Source organism: Collinsella sp. TM09-10AT, from assembly GCF_003436275.1.
Taxonomy (GTDB): domain Bacteria; phylum Actinomycetota; class Coriobacteriia; order Coriobacteriales; family Coriobacteriaceae; genus Collinsella.
Genome location: NZ_QSOP01000001.1, coordinates 157,100 through 180,055, shown reverse-complemented (window position 1 = coordinate 180,055; position 22,956 = coordinate 157,100). Strand labels below are relative to the sequence as shown.

At 61.6% G+C, this 22,956-nt stretch carries 20 protein-coding genes and 2 tRNA genes; 1 reads left to right on the top strand and 21 read right to left on the bottom strand.

What is annotated here, in order from left to right; translation table 11 throughout:
- Positions 1–5 precede the first annotated feature (5 nt).
- Positions 6–854: a thymidylate synthase gene (thyA, locus tag DXD77_RS00770; protein WP_117564144.1), complete on the bottom strand. Its 849-nt coding sequence runs from the start codon at positions 852–854 to the stop codon at positions 6–8.
- Positions 855–1,020: 166 nt separating this feature from the next.
- Between thyA and DXD77_RS00765 the strand changes: the two genes are divergently transcribed.
- Positions 1,021–1,785, top strand: coding sequence for a NifB/NifX family molybdenum-iron cluster-binding protein (locus DXD77_RS00765; protein ID WP_117647331.1), 765 nt, complete (start codon positions 1,021–1,023; stop codon positions 1,783–1,785).
- A gap of 120 nt (positions 1,786–1,905) precedes the next feature.
- Here DXD77_RS00765 and ffh read toward each other — a convergent pair whose 3' ends face one another.
- From ffh to truB, 20 genes are all read right to left on the bottom strand, one after another.
- Positions 1,906–3,381, bottom strand: coding sequence for a signal recognition particle protein (gene ffh / locus DXD77_RS00760; RefSeq protein ID WP_055251122.1), 1,476 nt, complete (start codon positions 3,379–3,381; stop codon positions 1,906–1,908).
- Between the two features lie 10 nt (positions 3,382–3,391).
- Positions 3,392–4,309, bottom strand: a complete 918-nt coding sequence (gene ftsY / locus DXD77_RS00755; protein WP_117647329.1) for a signal recognition particle-docking protein FtsY — start codon at positions 4,307–4,309, stop codon at positions 3,392–3,394.
- Positions 4,309–7,845 (bottom strand): chromosome segregation protein SMC, encoded by a 3,537-nt coding sequence (gene smc / locus DXD77_RS00750; RefSeq protein WP_117647327.1) that lies wholly within the window; start codon positions 7,843–7,845, stop codon positions 4,309–4,311. Before smc ends, ftsY begins: the two co-directional genes overlap by 1 nt.
- A 10-nt stretch (positions 7,846–7,855) precedes the next feature.
- Positions 7,856–8,581 carry a ribonuclease III gene (gene rnc / locus DXD77_RS00745; protein ID WP_117637759.1) on the bottom strand — a complete coding sequence of 242 codons (726 nt, stop codon included), beginning with the start codon at positions 8,579–8,581 and terminating at the stop codon, positions 7,856–7,858.
- A gap of 3 nt (positions 8,582–8,584) precedes the next feature.
- A complete protein-coding gene (locus tag DXD77_RS00740; protein WP_117635126.1) occupies positions 8,585–8,827 on the bottom strand; it encodes an acyl carrier protein in 243 nt (80 codons plus the stop codon).
- A gap of 124 nt (positions 8,828–8,951) precedes the next feature.
- Complete coding sequence (gene plsX, locus DXD77_RS00735) at positions 8,952–9,971, bottom strand: phosphate acyltransferase PlsX (protein WP_117647325.1); 1,020 nt, start codon at positions 9,969–9,971, stop codon at positions 8,952–8,954.
- 87 nt (positions 9,972–10,058) lie between these two features.
- The gene (rpmF, locus tag DXD77_RS00730) at positions 10,059–10,238 is read right to left on the bottom strand and encodes a 50S ribosomal protein L32 (protein WP_022094017.1); all 180 of its coding nucleotides are present in this window, start codon (positions 10,236–10,238) and stop codon (positions 10,059–10,061) included.
- A gap of 64 nt (positions 10,239–10,302) precedes the next feature.
- Positions 10,303–10,857: a DUF177 domain-containing protein gene (locus DXD77_RS00725; protein WP_117647324.1), complete on the bottom strand. Its 555-nt coding sequence runs from the start codon at positions 10,855–10,857 to the stop codon at positions 10,303–10,305.
- Positions 10,857–11,354 (bottom strand): hypothetical protein, encoded by a 498-nt coding sequence (locus DXD77_RS00720; RefSeq protein WP_022094019.1) that lies wholly within the window; start codon positions 11,352–11,354, stop codon positions 10,857–10,859. Before DXD77_RS00720 ends, DXD77_RS00725 begins: the two co-directional genes overlap by 1 nt.
- Positions 11,355–11,422: 68 nt before the next feature.
- Positions 11,423–11,920, bottom strand: a complete 498-nt coding sequence (gene coaD / locus DXD77_RS00715; RefSeq protein ID WP_099431641.1) for a pantetheine-phosphate adenylyltransferase — start codon at positions 11,918–11,920, stop codon at positions 11,423–11,425.
- Positions 11,913–12,542, bottom strand: coding sequence for a 16S rRNA (guanine(966)-N(2))-methyltransferase RsmD (gene rsmD / locus DXD77_RS00710; protein WP_117647322.1), 630 nt, complete (start codon positions 12,540–12,542; stop codon positions 11,913–11,915). Before rsmD ends, coaD begins: the two co-directional genes overlap by 8 nt.
- Positions 12,539–14,716: an ATP-dependent DNA helicase RecG gene (recG, locus tag DXD77_RS00705; RefSeq protein WP_117647320.1), complete on the bottom strand. Its 2,178-nt coding sequence runs from the start codon at positions 14,714–14,716 to the stop codon at positions 12,539–12,541. The genes rsmD and recG overlap by 4 nt, the downstream gene beginning before the upstream one ends.
- Positions 14,717–14,726: 10 nt before the next feature.
- The gene (locus DXD77_RS00700; protein WP_117647318.1) at positions 14,727–16,388 is read right to left on the bottom strand and encodes a DAK2 domain-containing protein; all 1,662 of its coding nucleotides are present in this window, start codon (positions 16,386–16,388) and stop codon (positions 14,727–14,729) included.
- 27 nt (positions 16,389–16,415) lie between these two features.
- Positions 16,416–16,805: an Asp23/Gls24 family envelope stress response protein gene (locus tag DXD77_RS00695; RefSeq protein WP_006234031.1), complete on the bottom strand. Its 390-nt coding sequence runs from the start codon at positions 16,803–16,805 to the stop codon at positions 16,416–16,418.
- Between the two features lie 161 nt (positions 16,806–16,966).
- Positions 16,967–17,041, bottom strand: a tRNA-Asn gene (locus DXD77_RS00690).
- A gap of 34 nt (positions 17,042–17,075) precedes the next feature.
- Positions 17,076–17,150, bottom strand: a tRNA-Asn gene (locus tag DXD77_RS00685).
- A 302-nt stretch (positions 17,151–17,452) separates the two neighbouring features.
- The gene (rpoD, locus tag DXD77_RS00680) at positions 17,453–18,802 is read right to left on the bottom strand and encodes an RNA polymerase sigma factor RpoD (RefSeq protein WP_035138120.1); all 1,350 of its coding nucleotides are present in this window, start codon (positions 18,800–18,802) and stop codon (positions 17,453–17,455) included.
- Positions 18,803–18,912: 110 nt separating this feature from the next.
- Positions 18,913–21,021 carry a DNA primase gene (gene dnaG / locus DXD77_RS00675; RefSeq protein WP_117647316.1) on the bottom strand — a complete coding sequence of 703 codons (2,109 nt, stop codon included), beginning with the start codon at positions 21,019–21,021 and terminating at the stop codon, positions 18,913–18,915.
- A complete protein-coding gene (gene ribF / locus DXD77_RS00670; RefSeq protein ID WP_233506671.1) occupies positions 21,014–22,021 on the bottom strand; it encodes a riboflavin biosynthesis protein RibF in 1,008 nt (335 codons plus the stop codon). The genes dnaG and ribF overlap by 8 nt, the downstream gene beginning before the upstream one ends.
- Positions 22,018–22,950 carry a tRNA pseudouridine(55) synthase TruB gene (gene truB / locus DXD77_RS00665; protein ID WP_117647315.1) on the bottom strand — a complete coding sequence of 311 codons (933 nt, stop codon included), beginning with the start codon at positions 22,948–22,950 and terminating at the stop codon, positions 22,018–22,020. Before truB ends, ribF begins: the two co-directional genes overlap by 4 nt.
- Positions 22,951–22,956: the final 6 nt, after the last annotated feature.

Below are 22,956 nucleotides of genomic sequence, written 5' to 3'. Positions count from 1 at the left end.
GTCACCTACACCGCAATGGGGATGTTCTTGACCTGAGGGCCGTGCTCATAGCCCTCGACGATCAGATCATCGGTCGTAAACGCATAGAAGTCATGCACATCGGGGTTGAGCGTTACCTTGGGCGCAGCAAACTGCGGACGCTCAATAAGCTCGCGAACGATATCGACATGACGGTCGTAAATGTGGGCATCGGCGATCACATGCAGCAGCTCGCCAGCGATCATATCGACCGACTGCGCGACCATCATCAGCAAAATGGCGTACTGGCACACATTCCAGTTGTTCGCAGCCAAAATATCCTGGCTGCGCTGGTTGAGAATCATGTTGAGCGTCGGTTTATCATCCTGCGGACGCTGCGTCACGTTATACGTCACGCTGTAGGCACACGGATACAGGTGCATCTCGGACAGGTCGCTAAACACATAGGTGTTCGTCATAATGCGGCGGCTGTACGGCGTGTTCTTAAGGTCGTACAGCACGCGATCCATCTGGTCAAAGTCGCCCTCGGCATAATGGCTCTTCTGCCCAATCTGATACCCGTAGGCCTTGCCGATGGAGCCAGTCTCGTCGGCCCACTCGTCCCAAATATGGCTGTTGAGGTCATGCACGTTATTGGACTTCTTTTGATAGATCCATAGGATCTCATCCATGGCAGATTTGAGGGCCGTACGACGCAAGGTAAGCGCCGGAAACTCCTCACGTAGGTCATAGCGTGCCGTGACACCAAAGTTTTTAATGGTATAGGCAGGGGTGCCGTCCTCCCACACCGGACGGACCTTTTGGCCCTCGGTGGTGGTGCCATGGTCCAGAATATCGCGGCACATGGTTACAAACTGTTGATCAGCCTTGCTCATTGACCCTCCTGTCAGTCGCCTACAAGCGAGATTCATTGTAGCCCAGGCGCACGCGGCCCCACAGCCCAAACATAAGCCCTTGTTTTCTGACATATGCCAGAAATCTCTTGCGTAAATCTGCACGTTCGTTATTCTATTGTTGACATATGTCAGATAAGGAGCACGTATGGCAGGAAGACGCGAGAAATTGCGCCGTGTTGGGATCATCCCCGAATATCGCGGCTTTACCCCCGACGGCCTTGCCAGTGGAGACGCCATCGACATGACGGTCGACGAACTCGAGGTGCTGCGCCTGTGCGACCTGGAAGGCCTTAACCAAGAGGCAGTCGCACAGCAGATGGGCATCGCGCGCGCCACGGTGGCGGCTATTTGCAGCCGAGCGCATCGCAAGGTGGCAAACGCGTTGGTCAATGGTCGGGCGCTCATCATCGAAGGCGGCAATATCGCGTACTCCCCCATCACCACGACAACGGCCGCATGGCCAGCAAAGGGGGTCGGCACCATGAGGGTGGCAACCACGTACGACAATGGCAACATCTTTATGCACTTTGGCCGCAGCGAGCAGTTCAAGATCTACGACGTTCAGGACGGCAAGGTGCTCAACGAGCAGGTCGTGGGCACCGGCGGCACCGGCCACGGCGCACTTGCGGGCCTGCTCGCCAACGGCGGCGTGGACACGCTCATCTGCGGCGGCATCGGCGGAGGCGCTATCAACGCGCTTGCCCAAGCCGGCATCACGGTATACGCAGGTGCCCAGGGCAGCTGCGACGCTTGCGTCGAGGCCCTTATCGCCGGCACGCTCGCACAGAACGGCGAGGCCACGTGCGGCTGCCACAGCCACGACCACGAGCACACCCATGAGCATGGCGGGTCCTGCGGCTGCCACGGCCACCACGACCACGAAGGCCATGAGGGCTGCGGCTGCCACTAACGGCACGGCACCGCGAGCTCGGGACGCGAAGCCGAACGCAACCCAACAATCAAAGCCAACAACAAAGGCCACCCGGTAGCTTCCGAGTGGCCTTTGCCATATCAAGCTGGAATTACAGCTCTATTTCTTATTACGCATCTGCGCTTCCATCTGGCGCAGCAGCTCCATATCGGACTTGGGACCGCCCGTACCCAGGCCGCCCATGCCGCCCAGACCCATAGCGTCCAGCCCAGGGATATTGGGCATGCGCATCTTCTTGCCCTTCTTGCCCTTTTTGCCCTTCTTGCCGCCGGCCTGTGCCTGATTGGCCATCGTGCGCATGCGGCCCATCATCTTGTTCATCTCGCCCCACTGCTTCATAAGGCTATTGACCTCGGTGGGGGTCACACCGGCGCCCTTGGCGATACGCGCGCGACGCTGGCCGTTGATGATGGAGGGACGCAGACGCTCCTCCTTGGTCATCGACATGATGATGGCCTCGTTCTTGTCGAAGATGCCCTCGTCCAGGTTACCGCCCATCTGGTTGAGCGCGCGCTGGCCACCGGGGAGCATGCCCAGGATACCCTTCATGCCGCCCATCTTTTTGACGGCTTTCATCTGGTCGAGCATGTCGTTCATGGTAAAGCCCTCGCGCAGCATGCGCTCGGCAGCCTCGAGCTGTTCGGCATCGGCGGCCTCCTGGGCCTTCTCGATGATGCCGACAACGTCGCCCATGCCCAAGATTCGCTTGGCCATGCGATCGGGATAGAACGGCTCAAGCGAGTCGGGTTTCTCGCCCATGCTCACAAACTTGATGGGCTTGCCGGTCACCTGACGCACCGAAAGCGCGCCACCGCCACGGGCGTCACCGTCGAGCTTGGAGATAATCACACCATCAAAGTCGGTGCGCTCGGCAAACGTCGAGACCACGTTGACGATATCCTGGCCGGTCATGGCGTCGACGACCATCAGCACCTGGTCGGGCTTGACGGCCTTCTTGATGTCGACGGCCTCCTGCATCATCTGCTCGTCGATCTGAAGACGACCGGCGGTATCGACGATGACCACGTCACGCAGGTGGTCGACGGCCTCCTGGATGGCGCCCTTGGCGATATCGACCGGGTGCTCACCGTCACCGCGGAAGACCGGAACGCCGATCTCGCCACCGAGCGTGGCCAGCTGGTCGGCAGCTGCGGGACGGTAGACGTCGCACGCGGCGAGCAGCGGCGAGCGGCCCTGCTTCTTGAGCAGGTAAGCCAGCTTCACGGCCGCCGTGGTCTTACCGGAGCCCTGCAGGCCCACGAGCATGATGACATTGGGAATGCGGTTGCTAAAGACGAGCTTGCTCTCGGTAGAGCCGAGCATCTCGGTGAGCTCGTCGAGCACGATCTTGACGACGTTTTGCGCCGGCGACAGTGACTCCATGACCTCGGCGGTCATGCAGCGCTCCTTGGTCTTGGCGACAAACTCCTTGACGACCTTGAAGTTGACGTCGGCCTCGAGCAGCGCCATGCGGATGTCGCGCATGGCCGAAGTAATATCGGCCTCGGTCAGCTTACCCTTGCCGCGTAGGCGGTCAAATGTGTCGTTGAGGCGATCGCTCAGGGAATCAAACACTGGTTACTCCTTAGTTGGACTCGCCCACCAGGGCGCGGCAGAAATCTTTGGCGTTAAACTCCTGCAGGTCATCGACCTGCTCGCCCACGCCGATGCGAAGGATCGGGAGCTTGAGCTTCTCGGCCACGGCCATGGCGATACCGCCCTTAGCCGTGCCGTCCAGCTTAGTCATGATAATACCGTCCAGGCCCAGCGCCTCATTAAACTCGAGCGCCTGGTTCAGACCGTTCTGACCAGTGGCGGCATCGATCACAAGCACGACCGAGACCGGCATGGGACCGGCGGCCATATTGGCGGCGCGCTTACGCGTCACGTTGACCACCTTGGCGAGCTCGCGCATGAGCTCGGGGCTCGTATGCAGACGACCGGCGGTGTCGATAAGCACCAGGTCGCTGCCGCGCCTGTCGGCCTCGTCGAGCACGTCGTAACAAACGCTCGCCGGGTCGGAGCCGCGGTCGCGCTTGATGACGGGAACACCGGCGCGCTGGCCCCACACATCGAGCTGCTCGATGGCGGCGGCGCGGAAGGTATCGGCCGAACCGATCACGACATTCTTGCCGCGGGAAGCCATGGCGCTCGCAATCTTGCCGACCGTCGTGGTCTTGCCGGCACCGTTGATGCCCACAAACAGCACGCAGCTCGGCGTATCGGAGAACGGATCGCGCTCGATGGGCACAAAGTGCTGCTCAAGCTGCTTGGCCAGAGCGCGACGAAGCTGCGGTGCGGTCTTGAGGTTCTTCTTGGCTGCGGCATCGCGCAGGTCATCGGAGACCTGAATGGCGACCTCGGCACCCATGTCACCCATAACGAGGGTGTCCTCAAGGTCCTCCCAAAAGTCCTCGTCGACCTCGCCGCCAAAGTAGAAGACCTCGTTGAGGGCCTCGCGGCTGCGCTCAAGTCCGCGCGAGAGAGCGTCAAAGAATCCCATTATGCATTCACGACCTTTCCGGTTTCGCGATCGAGTTTTTGCGAGACGACGCGGCTGACGCCGTCGGCTTGCATCGAGACGCCATAGAGAACGTCAGCGTCCTCCATAGTACGGCGCTGATGCGAAATGACCAAGAGCTGTGTATCGGAACGCAGCACATCGAGGGCTCCGATGAGCTTGGACAGGTTGGCGTCATCAAGCGCCGCCTCGACCTCGTCCAGCACATAGAACGGCACCGTGCGCGTGCGGTACACGGCAAAGAGCAGGGCGAGCGCCGTCAGACTCTTCTCGCCACCCGACATGAGCATCATCTTGGTAATGCGCTTGCCGCGCGGCTGCGCCACAACCTCAATGCCCGTCTCGGCAGGATGCTCGGGATCGGTCATCTCAAGATGAGCCTGGCCACCCGGGAACAGCATGGCGAAGATCTCACGGAAGTTCGCATCGACCTTCTCAAACGTCACCAGAAACGCCTTGCGCATCTTGCGATCAATGGCCACTGTGATCTTGGTGAGCGCCTTGCGCGCGCTCTCCAGATCGGCCAGCTGCTCCTCGATGTAATCGGCGCGGCGCTTGAGCTGCTCGTACTCCTCCATGGCAACCTGGTTCACAGGGCCCAGGTTGTTAATCTGGCGCACGAGCTGGTTGAGCTCGCGCTCGGCGGCGTCGCGGTCGGTGGGAGCAGGAAGCATGAGCGCTTCCTCGAGCACCGTAGTGCCATCGGCGGTAATGGCCTTGATGGCCGCCTCCACCTGCACCTCGAGCTTGCCGCGGGAAACCTTGAACTCGTTTTGCGTCGCCGTGGCGGCATCGACCCGCTCCTTGGCGCGGGAGACCTCGGCCTTGGCGTCTTCGATGGTCTTCTTGAGCGAGGCCGAGTCCGCCTCCTCGAGCGAAGCCTGATCACGCAGACGCGCGGCCCAATCCGATGCGCGATCCAGCAGGGCCGAATAGCGCTCGTGCATGGGGTCGACACGCAGGCGCAGCAGCTCGAGTGAGCGCGAGGCCTGGCGTGTTCCGCGGATACGGCGGTCGATGCCCTCGAGTCGATGCTCCAAGTCGGGCACACGGCCCTTCAGCGAACGCAGACGCTCGCTCGTCTGGGCCAGGCGGACCTTGGCATCGGCGAGCTTGCCGGCTGCCTCGGAATCGTCACGACGCACGCGATCGAGCTCGTCGTTGGCTTCGGCAATCTGGAGACCCAGGTCGCCTGCCTGCGCGCGGGCCTCGTCGCGCGAACGGGTGAGTTCGTCAACGCGCGGGCGCGCAGCGCGAACGGCCTCGGCGGCCTGCTCGCGGCGCTTGGAGATGCGCACGCGCTCGACCTCGGCGTTGTAGGCGCTTTGCTCCAGGCGGCCAATCTCGGAGAGCAGCGAGCGGCGCTCGCCCTCAAGACGGGCGATCTCGCCGGCGGCATCGCCCTCGGCGGCACGCGCCTCCTCAACGGCCGCATTGGCCTCGACGACCTGATCCGACACATGCTCAAACACAGCAGCTAGATCGGGCTCCAGGCCCTCCAGCTCGCGAATGCGACGCTTGCGCTCCAAGGCACCCGACGCCTCGCCAGCATCGAAGCCCACACGCACCAGGCCGCCGCAGGCGACGCGGGCGCCATCGGGGGTCACGTAAGTCACACCGTCAACGACAGGGGCAGCCAACGCGGCAGCCAAGTCATCGACCACGTAATAGCCGCCGAGAAGGGCCTCGACAACCGGGCCATAACCGGAGCGCACGGACAGACGATCGACCAGACGCGTACCGGCAGCGCCCTCGGCGGCAGCAGAGCCACTCACGCCGCGCGCCATCAGCAGTGCCTCGCCCGAGGCCTTCTTTTGGTCCAGAGCAGCACGACCGGCACGCTCAAGCGTAGCGGCGTCATCAAACAGTAGGGCATCGATATCGCCGGCAAGTAGTTGCTCAACCAGGCCCTCAAGCTCACGAGGGGCGTCGAGCACGTCGCCCAGACGGCCTGAGACATCATCGCCCAGTGCGCCCATCAGACGGCTCACCAGCGGCGAGCTGTCTGCCATGCGGGCATCAAGCTTCTTTTGGCTGGCAAGCTCCGAGCGCACCTCGGACAGCTTGTTGCGCGCCTCGCTCTCACGATTACGCAAGTCCTTCAGGGCTGCACGGGCGACCTCGGTGGCCTCGCGCGCATCGTTCTGGGCCTGACGAGCCGCCTCAAGGGCACTCTCAAGCTCCTCAGCACGGTCGCGACGGCTATCAAGCGATGCTGTAACCTCCTCGAGCTGTTCATCAATCTGCTCCAGGCGCGAGGCGTACATGTTGTCCTCGACCTCGGCGTTGCTCAGCGAGTCCTTCACCTTGGCGAGTTCGAGCGCCGCGTTATCGGCCACACGCTGCACGTCGCGTTGCTCACGCGTAAGCTGCGAAATCTGATTGTCGAGCGCCACGCGCCGCTCGTGGAGCTCAGCGGCGGCAGGACCAGCGGCGTCAACGTCCTCCTGGGCCTGCATGTGCGCGCCGGTCACTTCCTCAAGCTGTGCACGCGCGTCCTCGAGCTCCTCGACCACGCGACGACGCTGATGCTCGGAGCTCGAGATCTGGCCACGCATGTCGGACAGGCGCGACACCATGTTGTGGCCCTTTTCCTCGAGCAGGCGCATATCGGAGTTAATGCGGCCGACCACGTCTTGCATATGGCGGCGCTGCTCGCCCAGGTCGCCCACAAACAGGCCCTTTTCCTCGAGCATAACCTGGAGCTTCTCGAGCTCGCGCTCCTTTTCGCCCATGCGGTACTGCGCAAGCTCCAGCTCGGCGGCGCCCTCCTTGGAGCGGCTCTCCAAGTCGTTCCACTGCGACTGCAGCGAACGAAGCTCGTCGACGGCCAGCATCTGCGTAAGTTCGTTCGCGCGCGAGGACAGCTCTTTGTACTTGCGCGCGCGATCGACCTGACGCTCCAGCGGCCGCAGCTGACGGGCGATTTCCTTATTGATGTCGCGGGCACGGGTCAAGTGCTCGTCCATCGATTTAATCTTTTTGAGCGCACGCTCCTTGCGGCGTTTGTGCTTGGAGATGCCGGCGGCCTCCTCGATGAGGGCACGGCGCTCCTCGGGGCGGCTCTGCAAAATGGCGTCGAGCTTGCCCTGGCTGATGATGGAATGCGTATCCTTACCCAGGCCCGAATCGTGCAGGATGTCCTGAATGTCCATCAGGCGGCACGGGCTCGAGTTGATGAGGTACTCGCTTTCGCCCGAGCGATACATACGACGGGTGATGGCGACCTCGTCAAAGTCGACGGGCAGCATATGGTCCGAGTTATCGAGCACCAGCGTGACCTCGGCGACACCCACCGGCTTGCGCGCTGACGAGCCCGAGAAGATGACATCCTCCATGGCCTGGCCGCGCAGCTGCTTAGCGCTCTGCTCGCCCAGGACCCACAGAATCGAGTCAGAGATGTTCGATTTTCCCGAGCCGTTGGGACCGACGATGACGGTCAGGCCCGGCTCAAACGTCATATGGGCGCGGTCGGCAAACGACTTGAACCCTTTGAGCGTGAGGGACTTGAGATACACGGTTCCTCGCTTAAACAGGCTTCTTGTTGAGAATCACGCCGTTGGTGGTGTAGCCCATGCGGTCAAGTGCCTCGAGTGCAGCGGCTCCCTCGGCTTCCTTCTTTGAGGAGCCGGAGCCGCGACCCTGGCGAATACCATCGATCAACACCACGGCGGTAAAGGTGGGCGCATGCGCCGGGCCCTCGGAGCCAACGAGCTTATACGCCGGGGGTTCGTGACCGTCGGCTTGCACGCACTCCTGCAAGAACGATTTGGGGTTCGCGGGGTGCTCGGCACGCTCGGAAGCCAAATGCGGCTTAAGCGTACGGTGGATAAACTCCGCTGCGGCATCCCAGCCGGCGTCCAGGTACAGCGCGCCCACGAGCGACTCGTAGACGTTCTCGAGCGCCGAATGCAGGCCGCGCGCACCGGTACCGGTCTCGGAGGCACCAAAGATGATGATGTCGTCGATGCCCAACTCGTGAGAAACCTCGGACAGCGTGGCGCCCGAGACAAGCGACACCTTCAGGCGCGTGAGCTTGCCCTCGTCAAACTCCGGATAGGACTCAAAGAGCGAACGAGCGACGACGGCGCCCAAAATGGAATCGCCCAAGAACTCAAGGCGCTCATAGCTGGCAGAAACCGGCTGGCCCTCGACTGCCGAGGGATGCGTAAGCGCCGCGCGCAGCAGTACCTTATTATTGAACTCGTGTCCCAGGATTTCCTGGGCACGCGTAAGTCGTTCAGACAAAGCCAAGACCTAGGCCTCCCTGGCGTGTTCGATCGCGTCGACGGCGTCGGCGACAGAGTTGAGCGAGAGCAGAGTCTCGTCATCGATCTCGAGGTTGAACTCGTCCTCGATAGCCGTAACCAGCTGCAGGCGCTCGAGCGAGTTGGCATCGAGATCGTCAAAGGTGGTCTCATCGCTAATTTCGGCAACATCGACGCCCAGAACGTCAGCAGCGACCTCGGCGATCTTGTCGAAGATTTCGGAGCGGTCCATAGCGCTTCCTCTCATAGTGAATGAATACCAAAAGAATGGTACCGCCTGGGCGGTACCAAGACACGGTTCTGATTCTACCCCACGAAGCAGGCCGCGAGGCACATAACAGCGCTCTAACTCGCTCTTACAAAACGATGCCGTCCATGGAGTTGGCGACGTTCTCGACCAGCCTCGCGCGCACGGCTTCGGCCGCCGCGAGCGTACCGTTTTTAACAGCCTCGACCGAGGTGGCGCCATGGCCGATTAGGACCACGCCACGCAGGCCCAAAAGAATCGCACCGCCCTTGGCATCACCAGAGAGCTTGGCCTTAATCTCGCGCATCTGCTTTTTGATGAGCAGCGCGGCAATCTTGGTGCCGAGCGAAGACATAAAGACACCCTTGAGCTCCTGCAGCAAAAACTTGGCCGCGCCCTCGGTGGCTTTGAGCGCGATGTTGCCCGACATGCCGTCGGCGACCACGACGTCAAAATTGCCCGACGTAAGATCGGTGCCCTCGCAGTTGCCCACAAAACCGGGAACAGCGGCCTTCATGGCCGGGAAGCACGACTTGGTAAAGTTGGAGCCCTTCTCATCCTCGGTGCCGTTGGCAAGCAGGCCCACGCGAGGATGCTCAATACCCAAGACGACGCGCGCATAGGCGCTACCCATCTGGGCAAAACGCACCATATCGTCCACCGTGACATCGGGGTTGGCGCCCATGTCGCACAGAACCGTCAGGCCGCCGGCGCGGTTGGGCAGTGCATTGGTGAGGCACGGACGCACCGGCTGCTTCTTACCCTCGGCCTGATAGCGAAACGGCGTCACGTAGGCGGTAGCGGCAGCGGTCATGGCGCCGGTGGAGCCGGCAGAGAAGAACGCGTCCGCGTTACCCTTCTTGATAGCGCGGCAGGCAAGCACGATCGAGGACTTGCGCTTGGTCATCACGGCTCGAATGGGATCGTCATCCATGGCGATGACATCGGGCGCCTCCAAGGCCTCAACGCGAGCGTGAGCCGCGGCAAAGGGGTTCACGATCTCTGCGGGACCGACGGCCAAGACCTCGATATCGGGATCAGCCGCAAGCGCCGCCTCGATACCGTCGAGGACAACCTGTGGCTTCTCGTCTCCACCCACAACGTCTACACAAACGCGAACGTTACTCATATACATACTCCTTATACAAAAATGGCCGACTCATTGAGCCGGCCATTGTGGTTCCAGTTGGAACGGCATCGCATCCAGAGTATACAGTTACTCGGTAACGATAACCTCGCGGTCCTTGTAGAAACCGCAGCTGGGGCACACGTGGTGCGGGAGCTTGACAGCACCGCAACGGGGGCACGTGGACTGAGCCGCAGCCGAGATCTTCATGTTGGCGGAACGGCGGGTGTGAGTGCGGATACGACCCTGCTTTTGTTTAGGTACGGGCATAGTGACCTTCCTTATGAACTATCCAGTGTGGCGATTACGCGCAAGTAGCGATACTACCACAGTTTTACTCGTCAAGCTTGAGATTCTTCAATGCTGCAAATGGATTTTCCGTGGCAGCGGCCCATTCAGCCTCTGCTTGAGCGGCGCAATCGCATTGCTCGACGTTGAGATTGATGCCGCAAGTGGGGCATAGGCCGCGACAATCGGGCTTGCACAGGACAACGAACGGCGTGTCCATGACGACCGCGTCGTTGATGGGCTCACCCAGATCGACGATGCGATCCTCGCCCAGCAGCTCGTAGCCATCTTCGTAGGCCTCGGGGTCCTCGGGCTCGTTAAAGAGATAAAATTCCTCGATCTCACCGGCAATATCAAACGAAGCGGGCTCCAGGCAACGGTCGCACTCACCGGTTGCGTGCGCGCGGACCATGCCCGTAAGCAGAACACCGGTGCCGGCATTGGTAAAGACCACATCGTAGTCAATGCCGTCCTGTAGCTGGTACTCCTTCTCGCCCACCGTATAGGTGGCAACATCGACCTTACCGGTCAGCGGGTACGAGTCTCCGGGAAACTCGAGCTGCTCGGAAAGATCGACGGTAACGCTCGGGAACTCAGCCATTACCACTGACCGTTCTGCTGGGCAGCACCCTCGTTGAGCTGCTGACGGCAACGGGTGACGGTGCCGGTCAGGCTCTTGAGGTTCTCCTCGAGGTGCGTAAAGACCTGCTCGGCGTAGTCCTCGGCGGCATAGCGCGTCTCGCGCTCATACTGCTGGGCACGGTCGCGAATATCGTCGGCCTGCTGCTGCGCTAAGCGGACGATCTCCTGCTCACCGGCAATGGTGAGGGCCTGCTGCTGAGCATCGGCGATGATGGAATCGGCCTGAGCGGCGGCGGAAGCCATAAGCTCCTCGCGCTCCTTGAGGATACGGCGGGACTTCTGCCATTCCTCGGGATAGCTCATGCGGATCTCGTCGAGGATGTTAAAGAAGACGTCGGCATCGATAACCTTCATCTGGGCGTTCTTGCCGAACGGCGTCTTAGCCTCTTCGATGAGCCCCTCGAGCTCGTCGACAAGACTCACGATCCTGTCGCCAGGAAAATTCTCGCCCGGCATCCGGTCTCCTTTCATAGGTAACATATCATCGTGTTAGTTTACCACATGCCACCAGGCATTAAAAAACGTCACGAAAAGCGATGTTTGAGCGCCTTGACCACATTGGGCGGAACAAAATTAGAGACGTCACTACCGAGCGAGGCGATCTGGCGAACCACCGAGCTCGAGATATAGCCGTACTGCGGCGCGCTCATGACAAAGATGGACTCCAGCTCGTTATCCAGGCGGTAGTTGAGGTCGGCCTGCTGCAGCTCGTACTCAAAGTCGGTCATAGCACGCAGACCCTTGACCACGGCTCCTGCTCCCTGTTCGCGGGCAAAATCGACCAAGAGGCCGGTGAAGGGTAGCACCTCGACGCCGTCAATATCACCGAGCGCCTCACGGGCCAGCGCCACGCGCTCATCGAGCATAAAGGTGGTGCCCACGCCGTTTTTTCCCTGCGACTCGGCAACGGCCACGATCACGCTGGGGAAGATGCGGCGGGCACGGCGAATCACGTCGATGTGGCCAAACGTGATGGGATCGAAGGTACCCGGGACGATTACACGGTTAATGGTGTCACTCATGAGCATCCTCCGTGGGTGCGTCGCTATCGTTGCCATCATCCTCGCCGTTGCCAACCCAACGAAGCAGGTCGACCGAGGTAATGCCGTAACGCTTCTCACGCACGATCTCAAAGCCTGCCGGATGCGCACCCGCATCGGCGGCAGCGTGCTCGAAGAGCGCATAGGCACCCGGTACCAGCAAGCCTTGCTGAGCTAGGTTTTGCAGCAGCTCCTCGACCGGCTCGGCGCCATAAGCATAGGGCGGATCGAGCAAGACCAGGTCAAAGGGACCGCCCGGCACGCGGCCGCGCGAAGCGCTTGCCAGCACGTCGCCGCCCACCACACGCCAACGCGCACGGTCACGGCAGAGCGACTCGATATTCTTGGTAATCAGACGAGCAGCGTTGCGATCGATCTCGAACGTGGTGAGCGAGCGGGCACCACGCGAGAGCATCTCTAACCCTAAGGCACCGGAGCCGCCAAAGGCATCCAGCACGCGGACCTCGTCCAGATCGAAGTCGAATGCCGACATGACCATAGATGCGCACGCCTCGCGCACGCGATCGGTCGTGGGGCGGGTGACATCGCGACCACGGGGCTCCTCGATCTTACGACCGCGCCATTCGCCGCCGATGATTCTCATCCTCCGCTGACCTCCTTAAAGATGTGTCGATACCGCATGGCGACCGCATCGCGCAAGGGGCGCGTCGCCACGGAGTCAAGGTTGCAAGCATACCGCAAGAGCTCGACCGCGTCCAAATGGGCCCATTCGATCAATTCCTCGTCGGCATCGAGGTCAACAAAGTGCAAGGTCACGCCGCCATGCTGACGGTAGCCAAGAATCTCGCCCTCGTGGCGCAGACGCAGGTCCATCTGGGCGAGCGTAAAGCCGTCCGAGGTCTTCTCGAGCGACTGGAGGCGATCTTGTGCTGCCGAAGCGCCGCCGTTGCCCTTGGAGTGCGTCATGACCAGGCACGTGCCCGACACGCTGCCACGGCCCACGCGACCGCGCAGCTGGTGCAGCGCCGCCAAACCAAAGCGCTCGCCGTTCTCGATGACCATGACGGTGGCGTTAGGCACGTCGACGCCCACCTCGACCACCGTGGTCGAGACGAGCACATCGATCTCGCCGCGCTTAAAGGCATCGATCACGCGGTCCTTCTCCCCCGCCGGCATGCGGCCATGAAGACGCTCGATGGTAAGCCCCGGCAATGCCAGGCGCAGTCGGTCGAGCTCGGTCGCCGTGTCGTGCAACGGCACAGGCACGGACACGCGGCCTTCGTCGTCGCGAGCGATGCCGGGCACGTCTTCGAGCTCATCGGCCGAATCGCTCGGCTCCACGAGCGGACAGATCACGTAGGCTTGCTGCCCCTTTTCGTGCGCCTCACGAATGGCGCCATAGGCCAGGTCGCGACTCGACTCGGTGAGGACGCGCGTCATCACGCCGGCACCCGGAACGGGACGATGGCGGATGATACTCGTATCCAGGTCGCCATAGACCGAGAGCGCCAACGTGCGCGGGATAGGCGTGGCCGTCATAACGAGCAGGTCGGCGCCCGGGCCCTTGGCACGCAGGGCATTGCGCTGGCCCACACCAAAGCGGTGCTGCTCGTCGATGACGACAAGCGACAGATGCTTAAACGCCACGTCATCCGAAAGGACCGCATGGGTACCAAAGAGCACGTCGAGCTCGCCCGATTCCAGCTGCGCATGGATCTGCTCGCGCTCGGCCGCCGGCGTGGCACCCGTCAGGAGCGCCCAGGACATGCCAGCCTGCGAGAGCAAGGGGCCGGTCTTATCGGCATATTGACGCGCCAGCACGCCCGTAGGCGCCATAACGCAGGCCTGGGTGCCGCTATCGGCCGCAACTGCCAACGCGCAAGCGGCGACGGCCGTCTTGCCGGTACCGACGTCGCCCAGCAGTAGGCGGTTCATCACGCGCCCGCCATCGCACATGTCGTGCAGGATGTCTTGGAACGCGGCCTCCTGCTCGTCGCTCAGCGAAAACGGCAGGGCCTCCTTGAGCATCGCCAGGTGCCCGCCCGCGGCATGCGCATAAGGCACCACGTCGACCATACCGCCATCGTTGCGCAGACGCAGTGCGAGCTGCAAGCAGAGACACTCCTCGTACGCAAGACGCCGGCGTGCGATGTCGCGCTCGGCCATGCTCGAGGGAAAGTGGATCGAGCGCAGCGCACGGGCATTGCTCATGAGCTTCCGCTTTGCGCGCAGCGGCGCGGGAATGGGATCGAACGGATTAGCAGCCACTTCGAGCGCACCGCTCACGATACGGCGCATCCATGCCTGACTCACGCCGTCACTTACGTAGTGAACCGGCAAAATGGTGCCGGCGGCGCGCCCGTCCTCGAGCTTTTCAAAGTGGGGCGAGGCCATCTGCTTAAAACCGTAGGCAAACTCAACCTTGCCCATCACGGCCAGGCGGTCGCCCTGCTTAAGCTGTTGGGCAATCCAAGGCTGACGGAAAAAGGCAACCTGCAGCACGCCCGTCTCGTCCACGAGCGAGACCTCAGTCACCTGCATACGCGGACGGGGCTGCTTTTGCACAATACGATCGACCGTGGCGATGATGGTACACACGGTACCGATGGGCGCCATCTCGATGGACCACGAGCGAGTGAAGTCCAGGTAGCGATGAGGAATATGGAGAAGGAGGTCCCCCACCGTCCGAATTCCCAGACGGCGAAGGGCCTCCTCACGTTTACCCGAAACATATTTGAGTCGCGCGATATCCTCATCGAGCGCATTGCTCTGGGCAAAACGCTCCGAGACGCGCGGCACGGAGCACAGCTCGGACATGGGCAGATGCCTACTCGATCGAGAAGATCACGGGATAGAGCGGCTGCTCGCCACGATGGGCGTCGATCTCCAGATCGGGCTGAGCCTCCTCGATGGCGTCGACGATCTCCTGGAAGGCCTCATCGGACAGCTCCTCGCCGGCCAAAATCGTCAGCGCGTCGCCCTCCTCTTCCTCCTGCATGCGGTTGATGCAGTCGAGCGTGACCTGCTTCACATCGGAGCCGACCACGTCGATGGAACCGGCAATGATACCCATGACGTCACCGGAGTGAATCGGCGAGCCGTCGGAGGCGCTGGAGTCGCGCACGGCGCGGGTGACCTCGCCATCGCGGACCTCGCTGATGGCGTCGACCATGGCGGCAACGGCGTCCTCGAGCTCAGAATCGGGCAGGACCGCGAACAGTGCGGAGAAGGCCTGCGGGACGGTCTTGGTGGGAACGACGGCGACCTTCTTGTCGGTGCAGGCGGAAGCAGCGGCCTCGGCAGCCATGCGGATGTTGCCGTTGTTGGGCAGGATGATGACCGAGGTCGCGTTGACCTGGTCGACGGCGCCCAGTAGATCGGCGGTCGAGGGGTTCATGGTTTGGCCACCCGACACTATCACATCGACGCCGAGAGACTTGAGGATGTCAGCCTCACCAGAGCCAGCCGAAACGGCGACAAAGCCCAGGGCCTTGGCGGGCTCGGCGGCCTTTTCCTGATCCTCATGAATCTTAGCGGTGCGGTCGTGGGCCTCCATCTCCATGTTATGGATAAAGACCTCGTAGATCTGACCAAGCTGAAGCATGTGCTCGAGCACCAGGTTGGGGGTGTTGGAGTGCACGTGGATCTTGTAGTCGGGATAGGCACCAACGAGCAGCTCGCAGTCGCCCATGGAGCCCAGGAACTTCAGGCACTCGTCCTCGTCAAACGGGGCGTCGGCTTTAAAGAGGAACTCGTTGCAGTAACGGAACTCCGAGCCCTCCCAGTCGTCGTTGGCCTCGATCTCAACACGGCCAAGAGCGGCGTCGCGGGCAGAGCCGGCGGAATCAAACGTAGCGGAGAAATCCTCGACCACGGTGCTGCGGCCAAGAGCGGCGGCAACAAAGTTCTCCAAGAAGATGGCAAAGCCAAAGGCGCCGGAGTCGACCACGCCGTTCTCCTTCAGAACGGGCAGCAGGTCGGGCGTGCGGGCGACGGACTGGTAGGCCTCGACGACGATGGCGTCAAGCGCATCCTCGGCAGAGAACTTCTTCTTCTCGCACTCGTCTGCCTTGGTCGAGACATCGCGCAGGACCGTGAGGATCGTGCCCTCGATGGGCTTACGAACAGCCTGGAAGGCAACCTTGACGGCGCGACGGAAGGCGAAGGCGATATTGGCGGACGTAATGGGCTCATCGGCAGAGACAAGGCCCTCGGCCACACCACGCAGAATCTGCGAGGTGATGACGCCGGAGTTGCCGCGGGCGCCCATCAGGGAGCCGTGGGTGATGGCGCCAGCAATGGCCTCCATGTCGGCATCGGCGGGAAGGGCGGAAAGCTCCTTGGTCACCGAGGCGAGCGTGAGCGACATGTTGGTGCCCGTGTCACCGTCGGGTACGGGGAAGACGTTGAGCTTGTTGATCTCCTCGGCCTTGTCGGAAACGGCAGCCGCAGCGATCGGAAAACAGGTGCGAATGGTCTTTGCAATCATGGGTATTTGAATCTCCGTTTTCGGATGCTAGTTCAGACGGCTCTTGAGCGCGTCGATGTGGATGCCGATCTTAAGGCTGGCGGGATCGATCTGTGCGATCTCCTGCAGGGTGAAGGCAACGGAGCTCGAAAGATTGTGGCAGACGGACTTCATATTGACGCCGTTCTCGAGCACGACGTGAAGATCGACCGTAAGGCCGTTCTCGTCGGCGGAAACAAGCACGCCCTTGCGAAGGCGCTGGCCGGCAAGCAGGCGCACGCTCTCGGCGCCCTGCAGCTGTTCGGCCATACCGACGACGCCGTAGCACGTCATCGCGGCATAACCGGCAATATCGGCAATAACGTCGTTCGAGACGCTCAGGCTGCCGTTAATGGTCTCAGACACAAGAATCTCCTTTTCTGGTGCTCGCGGCACCATGTCGTGGGAGCAATCATTCCAACATTTTACAACGACCGCGCCATGTTGAGGTGGTGGGTCGCGGGATTACATCCTCGACACGAAATGTTGATATGGCAACGTTCGAGTCAAGTGGTCGCGGCATGAAAAAACCCGCCGCATATGCGACGGGTTTTACAACCTGGCTCCCCGGGTAGGACTCGAACCTACAACAGCGCGGTTAACAGCCGCGTGCTCTACCATTGAGCTACCGAGGAATTTAAAAGCCCAGCGAAATGGGCTGAGAAATTCTGGCTCCCCGGGTAGGACTCGAACCTACAACAGCGCGGTTAACAGCCGCGTGCTCTACCATTGAGCTACCGAGGAATAGGTGCGTGCTCTCAAGCAACGAAGTCTATTATACGGACGAATCAGCTTAGGGCAAGAACTTTTTTGAGATTTTTTCCGACCTAGTCATTGGGGACGTCCCCAACTGCCACCCAACTGCCAAGCAATGGAGATGCCGCAGGTAGAGGACGGACAGCGAGCGACGTCCAGGGCGAACAAGTTGGCATGAAAAAGGCAAGGCATAGACCTTCTGGTCATGCCTTGCCTTTTGAATGACAAATTGTCGCCCTGGGCGGCGCGCAGCGTCGACTGGTCCGCCGTTCGGTAGAACGGCGGAACCCCTAAGACTCGATGTAGTCCTTCAACTTGCTAGAGCGACTCGGATGGCGGAGCTTGGCCAAGGTCTTGGACTCGATCTGGCGGATACGCTCGCGCGTGACGCCAAACTCGCGACCGACTTCCTCGAGCGTGCGGGGGTGTCCGTCAACGAGACCAAAGCGCAGCTCGATAACCTTGCGCTCACGATCGGCAAGCGAATCGAGCACCTGGGTGAGCTGCTCCTGCAGCATGGAGAAGCTGGCCGCATCGGGCGGAACGATAGCCTGGGAGTCCTCGATGAAGTCGCCCAGCTGGGAATCCTCTTCCTCGCCGATGGGGGTCTCGAGCGACACGGGCTCCTGCGAAATCTTCTGGATCTCGCGGACGCGGTCGGCGCTCATGTCCATCTCGGCACCGATCTCCTCGGGGGTCGGGTCGCGGCCCAGATCCTGAAGGAGCTGGCGCTGCACGCGAACGAGCTTGTTGATGGTCTCGACCATGTGCACGGGGATACGGATGGTGCGGGCCTGGTCGGCGATAGCGCGCGTGATGGCCTGACGGATCCACCACGTGGCGTAGGTGGAGAACTTAAAGCCCTTCTGGTAGTCGAACTTCTCGACGGCGCGAATCAGTCCAAGGTTGCCCTCCTGGATCAGGTCCAGGAACAGCATGCCGCGACCGACGTAGCGCTTGGCGATGGAGACGACCAGACGCAGGTTGGCACTGATGAGCGCCTGCTTGGCCTCGAGGCCCACGTTCTCGATACGGGTCAGACGACGCATCTCGGCACGCGTGAGCTCGATCTCGCCCGCGTCGGCGGCCTCGAGCTTCTCGGTGGCCTCGAGACCGGCCTCGATCTTCATGGCCAGATCGACCTCTTCAGATGCGGTCAGCAGGTCGACCTTACCGATCTCCTTGAGGTACATACGAACCGGATCGCCGGTCAGCATCACCGTGGAGGCATCGATGCCACGCACGCGGGAGCGTGAACGGGACGTGCGCACGGTGCGCTTCTTCTTGCTCTTGGAAGAACCCATCTCGGCATCGGCCTGACGGGCCATCTTGAGCTCGTGATCGTCGAGCGAGCCGGAATCGTGCTCGTCGTCGTCATCGAAATCGTCGGTATCGGTATCGTTATCGTCATCGTCGACGTCCATGGGGGCGTCGTCGTTACCGCTCGCGGAGATAATCTGGATGCCGCTGTTGCGCAGCGCGGAATACACCGCGGTGAGCTGCTCGTCAGAAACATCGATATCCTTCAGGGCGACCTGAATCTCGTCCTCGGTTACCGAAGTCCTGTTTGAGCCGTTGCCCATGAGCTTTGCAACGTAGGATTCCAGCCCAGTACCCGTGCTCTCAGTCTTTTTTGGCACAGATTCTCCCTTCATAGTCCACAGGACTCAATACTTTAGCACACACATAGGCGTCTATACCCAAAAAGAGGACTGGATATAGGCGAGAATACGCTGGTTGACCACAACATCTAGGCCTGTTCGGTGCCTGCGGCCTCCAGACCGATCAAACGGAACGGGTCCGCCACGCCGCCGATAGACTTTTGCAGCTCGCGTTGACGCTGCGAATCCTGCGCGGCCTGCACGGTCAACGCGCGACGGGCCTCATCATCGAGCGAACGGTCCTGGCGCAGCTTGGCCTGTGCGGCACGCATGCGGCGCTTGATGGTGTAGAGCTCGAGCGTATCGAGCATGAACACGATGTTCGTCTCGGTGGGGTGCTTGCTCGTCGCGGAGATGCGCCCGGCACTCACAAGCGTTGCCGCCTCGGGACAGACCGAGCGCGCCGCATCCATGCAGGCTGCAGGATCGGTTCCCGGCGGCGTTGCCAGAACGGCCCATGCGATGGACTCGTGACGTGGGTCAACCCACTCGATAGAGCAGATGCGGTCGGCATACGTGCGGAACAGGTCGGGGTAGCTCGTGAGCATCGTCAACAGCTCGCGCTCCCCTGCCAAGGACTTGCGCTCAAGATCAGTAAGAACCATCGGCGCCGCCGCAGCCGGAGCGCCCGAACCATCAGTCACAGGCACAGCACCCATACCATCAGGCACATCGATCGGCGGCAGGTCGTCGACGACCTCCACGGGCGCGGCACCGTAGGCATCGAGCGGGACGTAGTCATACGGCTCTTCTTCGACCGGCGCGGACACCGGCGGCGTCGCGCCCGATGCCCAAGCACCGCGAGATGCCCCCTGCGAACCAGACGTCCGACCGCCCGCGCTACCAGAGCGCTCGGCTTGCGCCCGCTGGCGTTCATAGTTCTGCTCACGACGTCGTTCCGCATCTTCGCGCTTGGCGACATCGCGAAACACGCGACCCGAACTCGCGCGAACCGTCTCCAGATCCAAACCCAGCAGATCGGCAATCTGGATAAAGTATGTGTCGATCATATAGCTATCGCGCAGCGGATAGATAAGCGTCAGCGCATCTTCCAGCGCCTTGGCACGACCGCCCGGCGTGGTGATGTCACTCGACTCCTGCAGCGAACGGTAGACAAAGTCCATGAGCGGCTCGGCAGCGTCGATGCGCGCCTGAAGCTCCTGTCCACCATGCGCCGTGATGAACTCCATGGGGTCGTTGCCGTCGGGCAGCACCACGCAGCGCAGGTCCATCGAATCCTGCTCGATAAATTGAATCGCGCGACGGGCGGCCTTCTGGCCCGCGGCATCGCCATCGAACATATACACGATACGCTTGGCAAAGCGGGTGAGCGTCTTGACGTGATGCTCCGTGAGCGCGGTGCCCAGCGTGGCGACAACGTTTTTGATCCCCGCCTCCCAGCAGGCGATACAATCGGTATAGCCCTCCACCACGATGGCCGTATCCTGCGCGACGATAAACTCCTTGGCCCAGTTAAAGCCATAGAGGTTTCGCTTTTTATGGAACACGCTCGTCTCGGCGGTGTTGAGGTACTTGGGTTGGCCGTCACCCATGATGCGCCCGCCAAAGGCAATGTTGTGACCCTGCTCGTCAAAGATGGGAAACATCACGCGGTCGTAGAAGCGGTCGGCAAGCTGCCCGCGCCCGCGGCTCACGGCAACGTTGGCGTCGATCATCTCCTGCGGGGTAAAACCCGCCTGGGACAGGTGCGACACCAGCGCGTTGCGGCCCGGTGCAAAGCCCAGGCAGTAGCGGCGGCAGACGTCGCCACCCATACCACGGCTGGCAAAGTACTCGCGTGGACGGCCGTCCTTACCGCGCATAAGCATGGTGTGGTAGAACTGGGCGGTCTCGGCACACAGATCGTAGATGCGGGCACGCTTGGTACCGCGCTCGCGACGATCTCCGGTGTCATGCAGCTCAATACCCGCACGATCGGCCAAATAGCGGATTGACTCGGGAAAGCTCAGGTTTTCGCGCTTCATGATATAGGTGAAGACGTCGCCGCCTTCGCCGCAGCCAAAGCAGTGCCAGACCTGCGTAGCGGGGATAATGTGGAAAGAAGGCGTCTTTTCGCCATGGAAGGGGCAGCAACCCCAAAACTCATGGCCGCGGGGCTTGAGCTCAACCGTTTCCTGCACGATGGCAACTAAGTCGGACGCAGCGCGTACCTGGTCTTTTTCCTCATCGCTAATCACGGATACTCACCCCCTGCTCGCCCAAGTTGTGACGAATATCCTCGATATTACCCTCGACGGTCGAGATCAACTCATCCAGCGAATCGAACACGCGCGACGGACGCAGCCAGCGCGTAAACGCCAGCGAAACGGAAGCGCCGTACAGGTCGCCCGTATAACCAATTAAGTTAGCCTCGAGATGCGCAGAAGCCGCATCGTCGGCATACGTCGGCGGCAGTCCGACGTTGACGGCAGCGGGCCACACGATGTCGTTGACCAGCACCAGGCCCTCATACACGCCATCGGCAGGCACCTGAATGCCGTCGGGAACATGTAGGTTTGCCGTGGGAAAGCCCATGCCAGAACCCTCGTGACGGCCGCGAATAACACCGCCGCGCACCATATACGGGCGGCCGAGTAACTCAGCAGCAAGCTCCACATGGCCCTGTCCCAGCTCATGACGAATGCGGGTGGCGCAAATGGCCTCACCGCCCTCGCAAAGCAAGTCGTGCCCGTATACGTCAACGCCGCGCTTGGCACCCCAGGTGCGCATCTCGTCAACACCAGAAGCACCGCCACGACCCAGCCTAAAGTCGCTGCCAACGCGAATCGAACGAATGTCGACCACGCGTGACAGCAGTGCGAGAAAACCGACATGGTCGAGTGCCGCAACCTCAGGCGTAAAGGGAACGGCCACCACCGCATCGACCCCGGTCTGAGCCAAGGCATGTAGACGGTCGGACGTCGTCATCAATTTTTGAGCGGGCGAAGGACTCACCACAACGTCCGGATCGGGATCGAAAGTGACCACGACCGCCTTACAGCCATGGGCACGGGCGTCACGGACAAGCGCCGCAATGAGCTCTTGGTGCCCACGATGCACGCCATCAAACACGCCAATGGCGATCGACGCGGCACCCAAGAACTCGCACCCATCAAATGCATCGGCAGAGACGATACGGGCCTCATCCAACTCACCCGCGAAAAAGATACGCGCGAGCTCGTGGGGCGCCAGCATCATCGAACACCGCCGATCGCCTGCGGAAAGACGTGCTCCATCACAAAGCGGCCGCCCTCGATACGGGCGAGCGCCTTGAGCCCCCCATCGAGCACGAGCGCGAACGGTGCCTTCACCGTATCGAAGTCCGCAAGCGCGCGTTCAACGGGAATGCGGCGACCACAAAGCAGGTCGTCTGCAAGATTACCCGGCAAATCGACACGCGCGGCACCAAGGGCGGCGATGGGATCCAAGGCGAAGCCGGCCGCAGACTCGGGAGAAAGTTCCTCGACCGCATGACAGGCGCCAATGGAAACCACGCCGGAGGCCGTACGGCGCAGCGCGGAAATATGCGCAGCACTATCGCAGGCGCGACCCAGATCGCGAGCAAGCGCGCGAATGTAGGTGCCCTTGCTTACCGAAAACGCCACGGTCCAGACGCACGCATCGCCCTCGCCGCCCACGGCGATCAGGTCGGCGGCATAGACCTCGACGGGGCGCGGGGGCAACTCAACCGCATTGCCCTCGCGAGCACTCTTATAGGCGCGAACGCCATTGACCGAAATGGCCGAAAACGCTGGCGGCACCTGCATCTGCGGGCCAAGCATAGCGGCCAGCTGCTCACGGGCGTAAGCAAGATCGCGCAGCTCGGGGGCAACGGGCACTGTGCGGACGGCCTCGCCCTCCGCGTCATCGGTATTGGTCTCGACGCCAAACGAAATGTCGGCGACATAACTTTTGGTATCGAGGGTTAGCATGCCCAGCAGACGGGTCGCCTGGCCCACGCCCACCACCATGACACCCGAGGCCATGGGGTCGAGCGTACCGGCATGGCCGACGCGTCGCTCATGGAGGGCGCGTCGGCACTGCGATACCACATCGTGGGACGTACAGCCCACCGGCTTATCGACGGCGAGCAGCATATTCAATTGAGAAGGCGTACGACGAGCCATGTACCA

Bases quoted from the DNA above. Each gene is read 5' to 3' on its own strand.
- thyA (WP_117564144.1), bottom strand. From the start codon at position 854: ATGAGCAAGGCTGATCAACAGTTTGTAACCATGTGCCGCGATATTCTG.
- DXD77_RS00740 (WP_117635126.1), bottom strand. From the start codon at position 8,827: ATGGACCGCTCCGAAATCTTCGACAAGATCGCCGAGGTCGCTGCTGAC.
- plsX (WP_117647325.1), bottom strand. From the start codon at position 9,971: ATGAGTAACGTTCGCGTTTGTGTAGACGTTGTGGGTGGAGACGAGAAG.
- truB (WP_117647315.1), bottom strand. From the start codon at position 22,950: ATGGCTCGTCGTACGCCTTCTCAATTGAATATGCTGCTCGCCGTCGAT.
- ftsY (WP_117647329.1), bottom strand. From the start codon at position 4,309: ATGGGATTCTTTGACGCTCTCTCGCGCGGACTTGAGCGCAGCCGCGAG.
- DXD77_RS00695 (WP_006234031.1), bottom strand. From the start codon at position 16,805: ATGGTGCCGCGAGCACCAGAAAAGGAGATTCTTGTGTCTGAGACCATT.
- recG (WP_117647320.1), bottom strand. From the start codon at position 14,716: ATGTCCGAGCTGTGCTCCGTGCCGCGCGTCTCGGAGCGTTTTGCCCAG.
- rpmF (WP_022094017.1), bottom strand. From the start codon at position 10,238: ATGCCCGTACCTAAACAAAAGCAGGGTCGTATCCGCACTCACACCCGC.
- DXD77_RS00725 (WP_117647324.1), bottom strand. From the start codon at position 10,857: ATGGCTGAGTTCCCGAGCGTTACCGTCGATCTTTCCGAGCAGCTCGAG.
- coaD (WP_099431641.1), bottom strand. From the start codon at position 11,920: ATGAGTGACACCATTAACCGTGTAATCGTCCCGGGTACCTTCGATCCC.
- DXD77_RS00720 (WP_022094019.1), bottom strand. From the start codon at position 11,354: ATGCCGGGCGAGAATTTTCCTGGCGACAGGATCGTGAGTCTTGTCGAC.
- ribF (WP_233506671.1), bottom strand. From the start codon at position 22,021: ATGATGCTGGCGCCCCACGAGCTCGCGCGTATCTTTTTCGCGGGTGAG.
- DXD77_RS00700 (WP_117647318.1), bottom strand. From the start codon at position 16,388: ATGATTGCAAAGACCATTCGCACCTGTTTTCCGATCGCTGCGGCTGCC.
- DXD77_RS00765 (WP_117647331.1), top strand. From the start codon at position 1,021: ATGGCAGGAAGACGCGAGAAATTGCGCCGTGTTGGGATCATCCCCGAA.
- rsmD (WP_117647322.1), bottom strand. From the start codon at position 12,542: ATGAGAATCATCGGCGGCGAATGGCGCGGTCGTAAGATCGAGGAGCCC.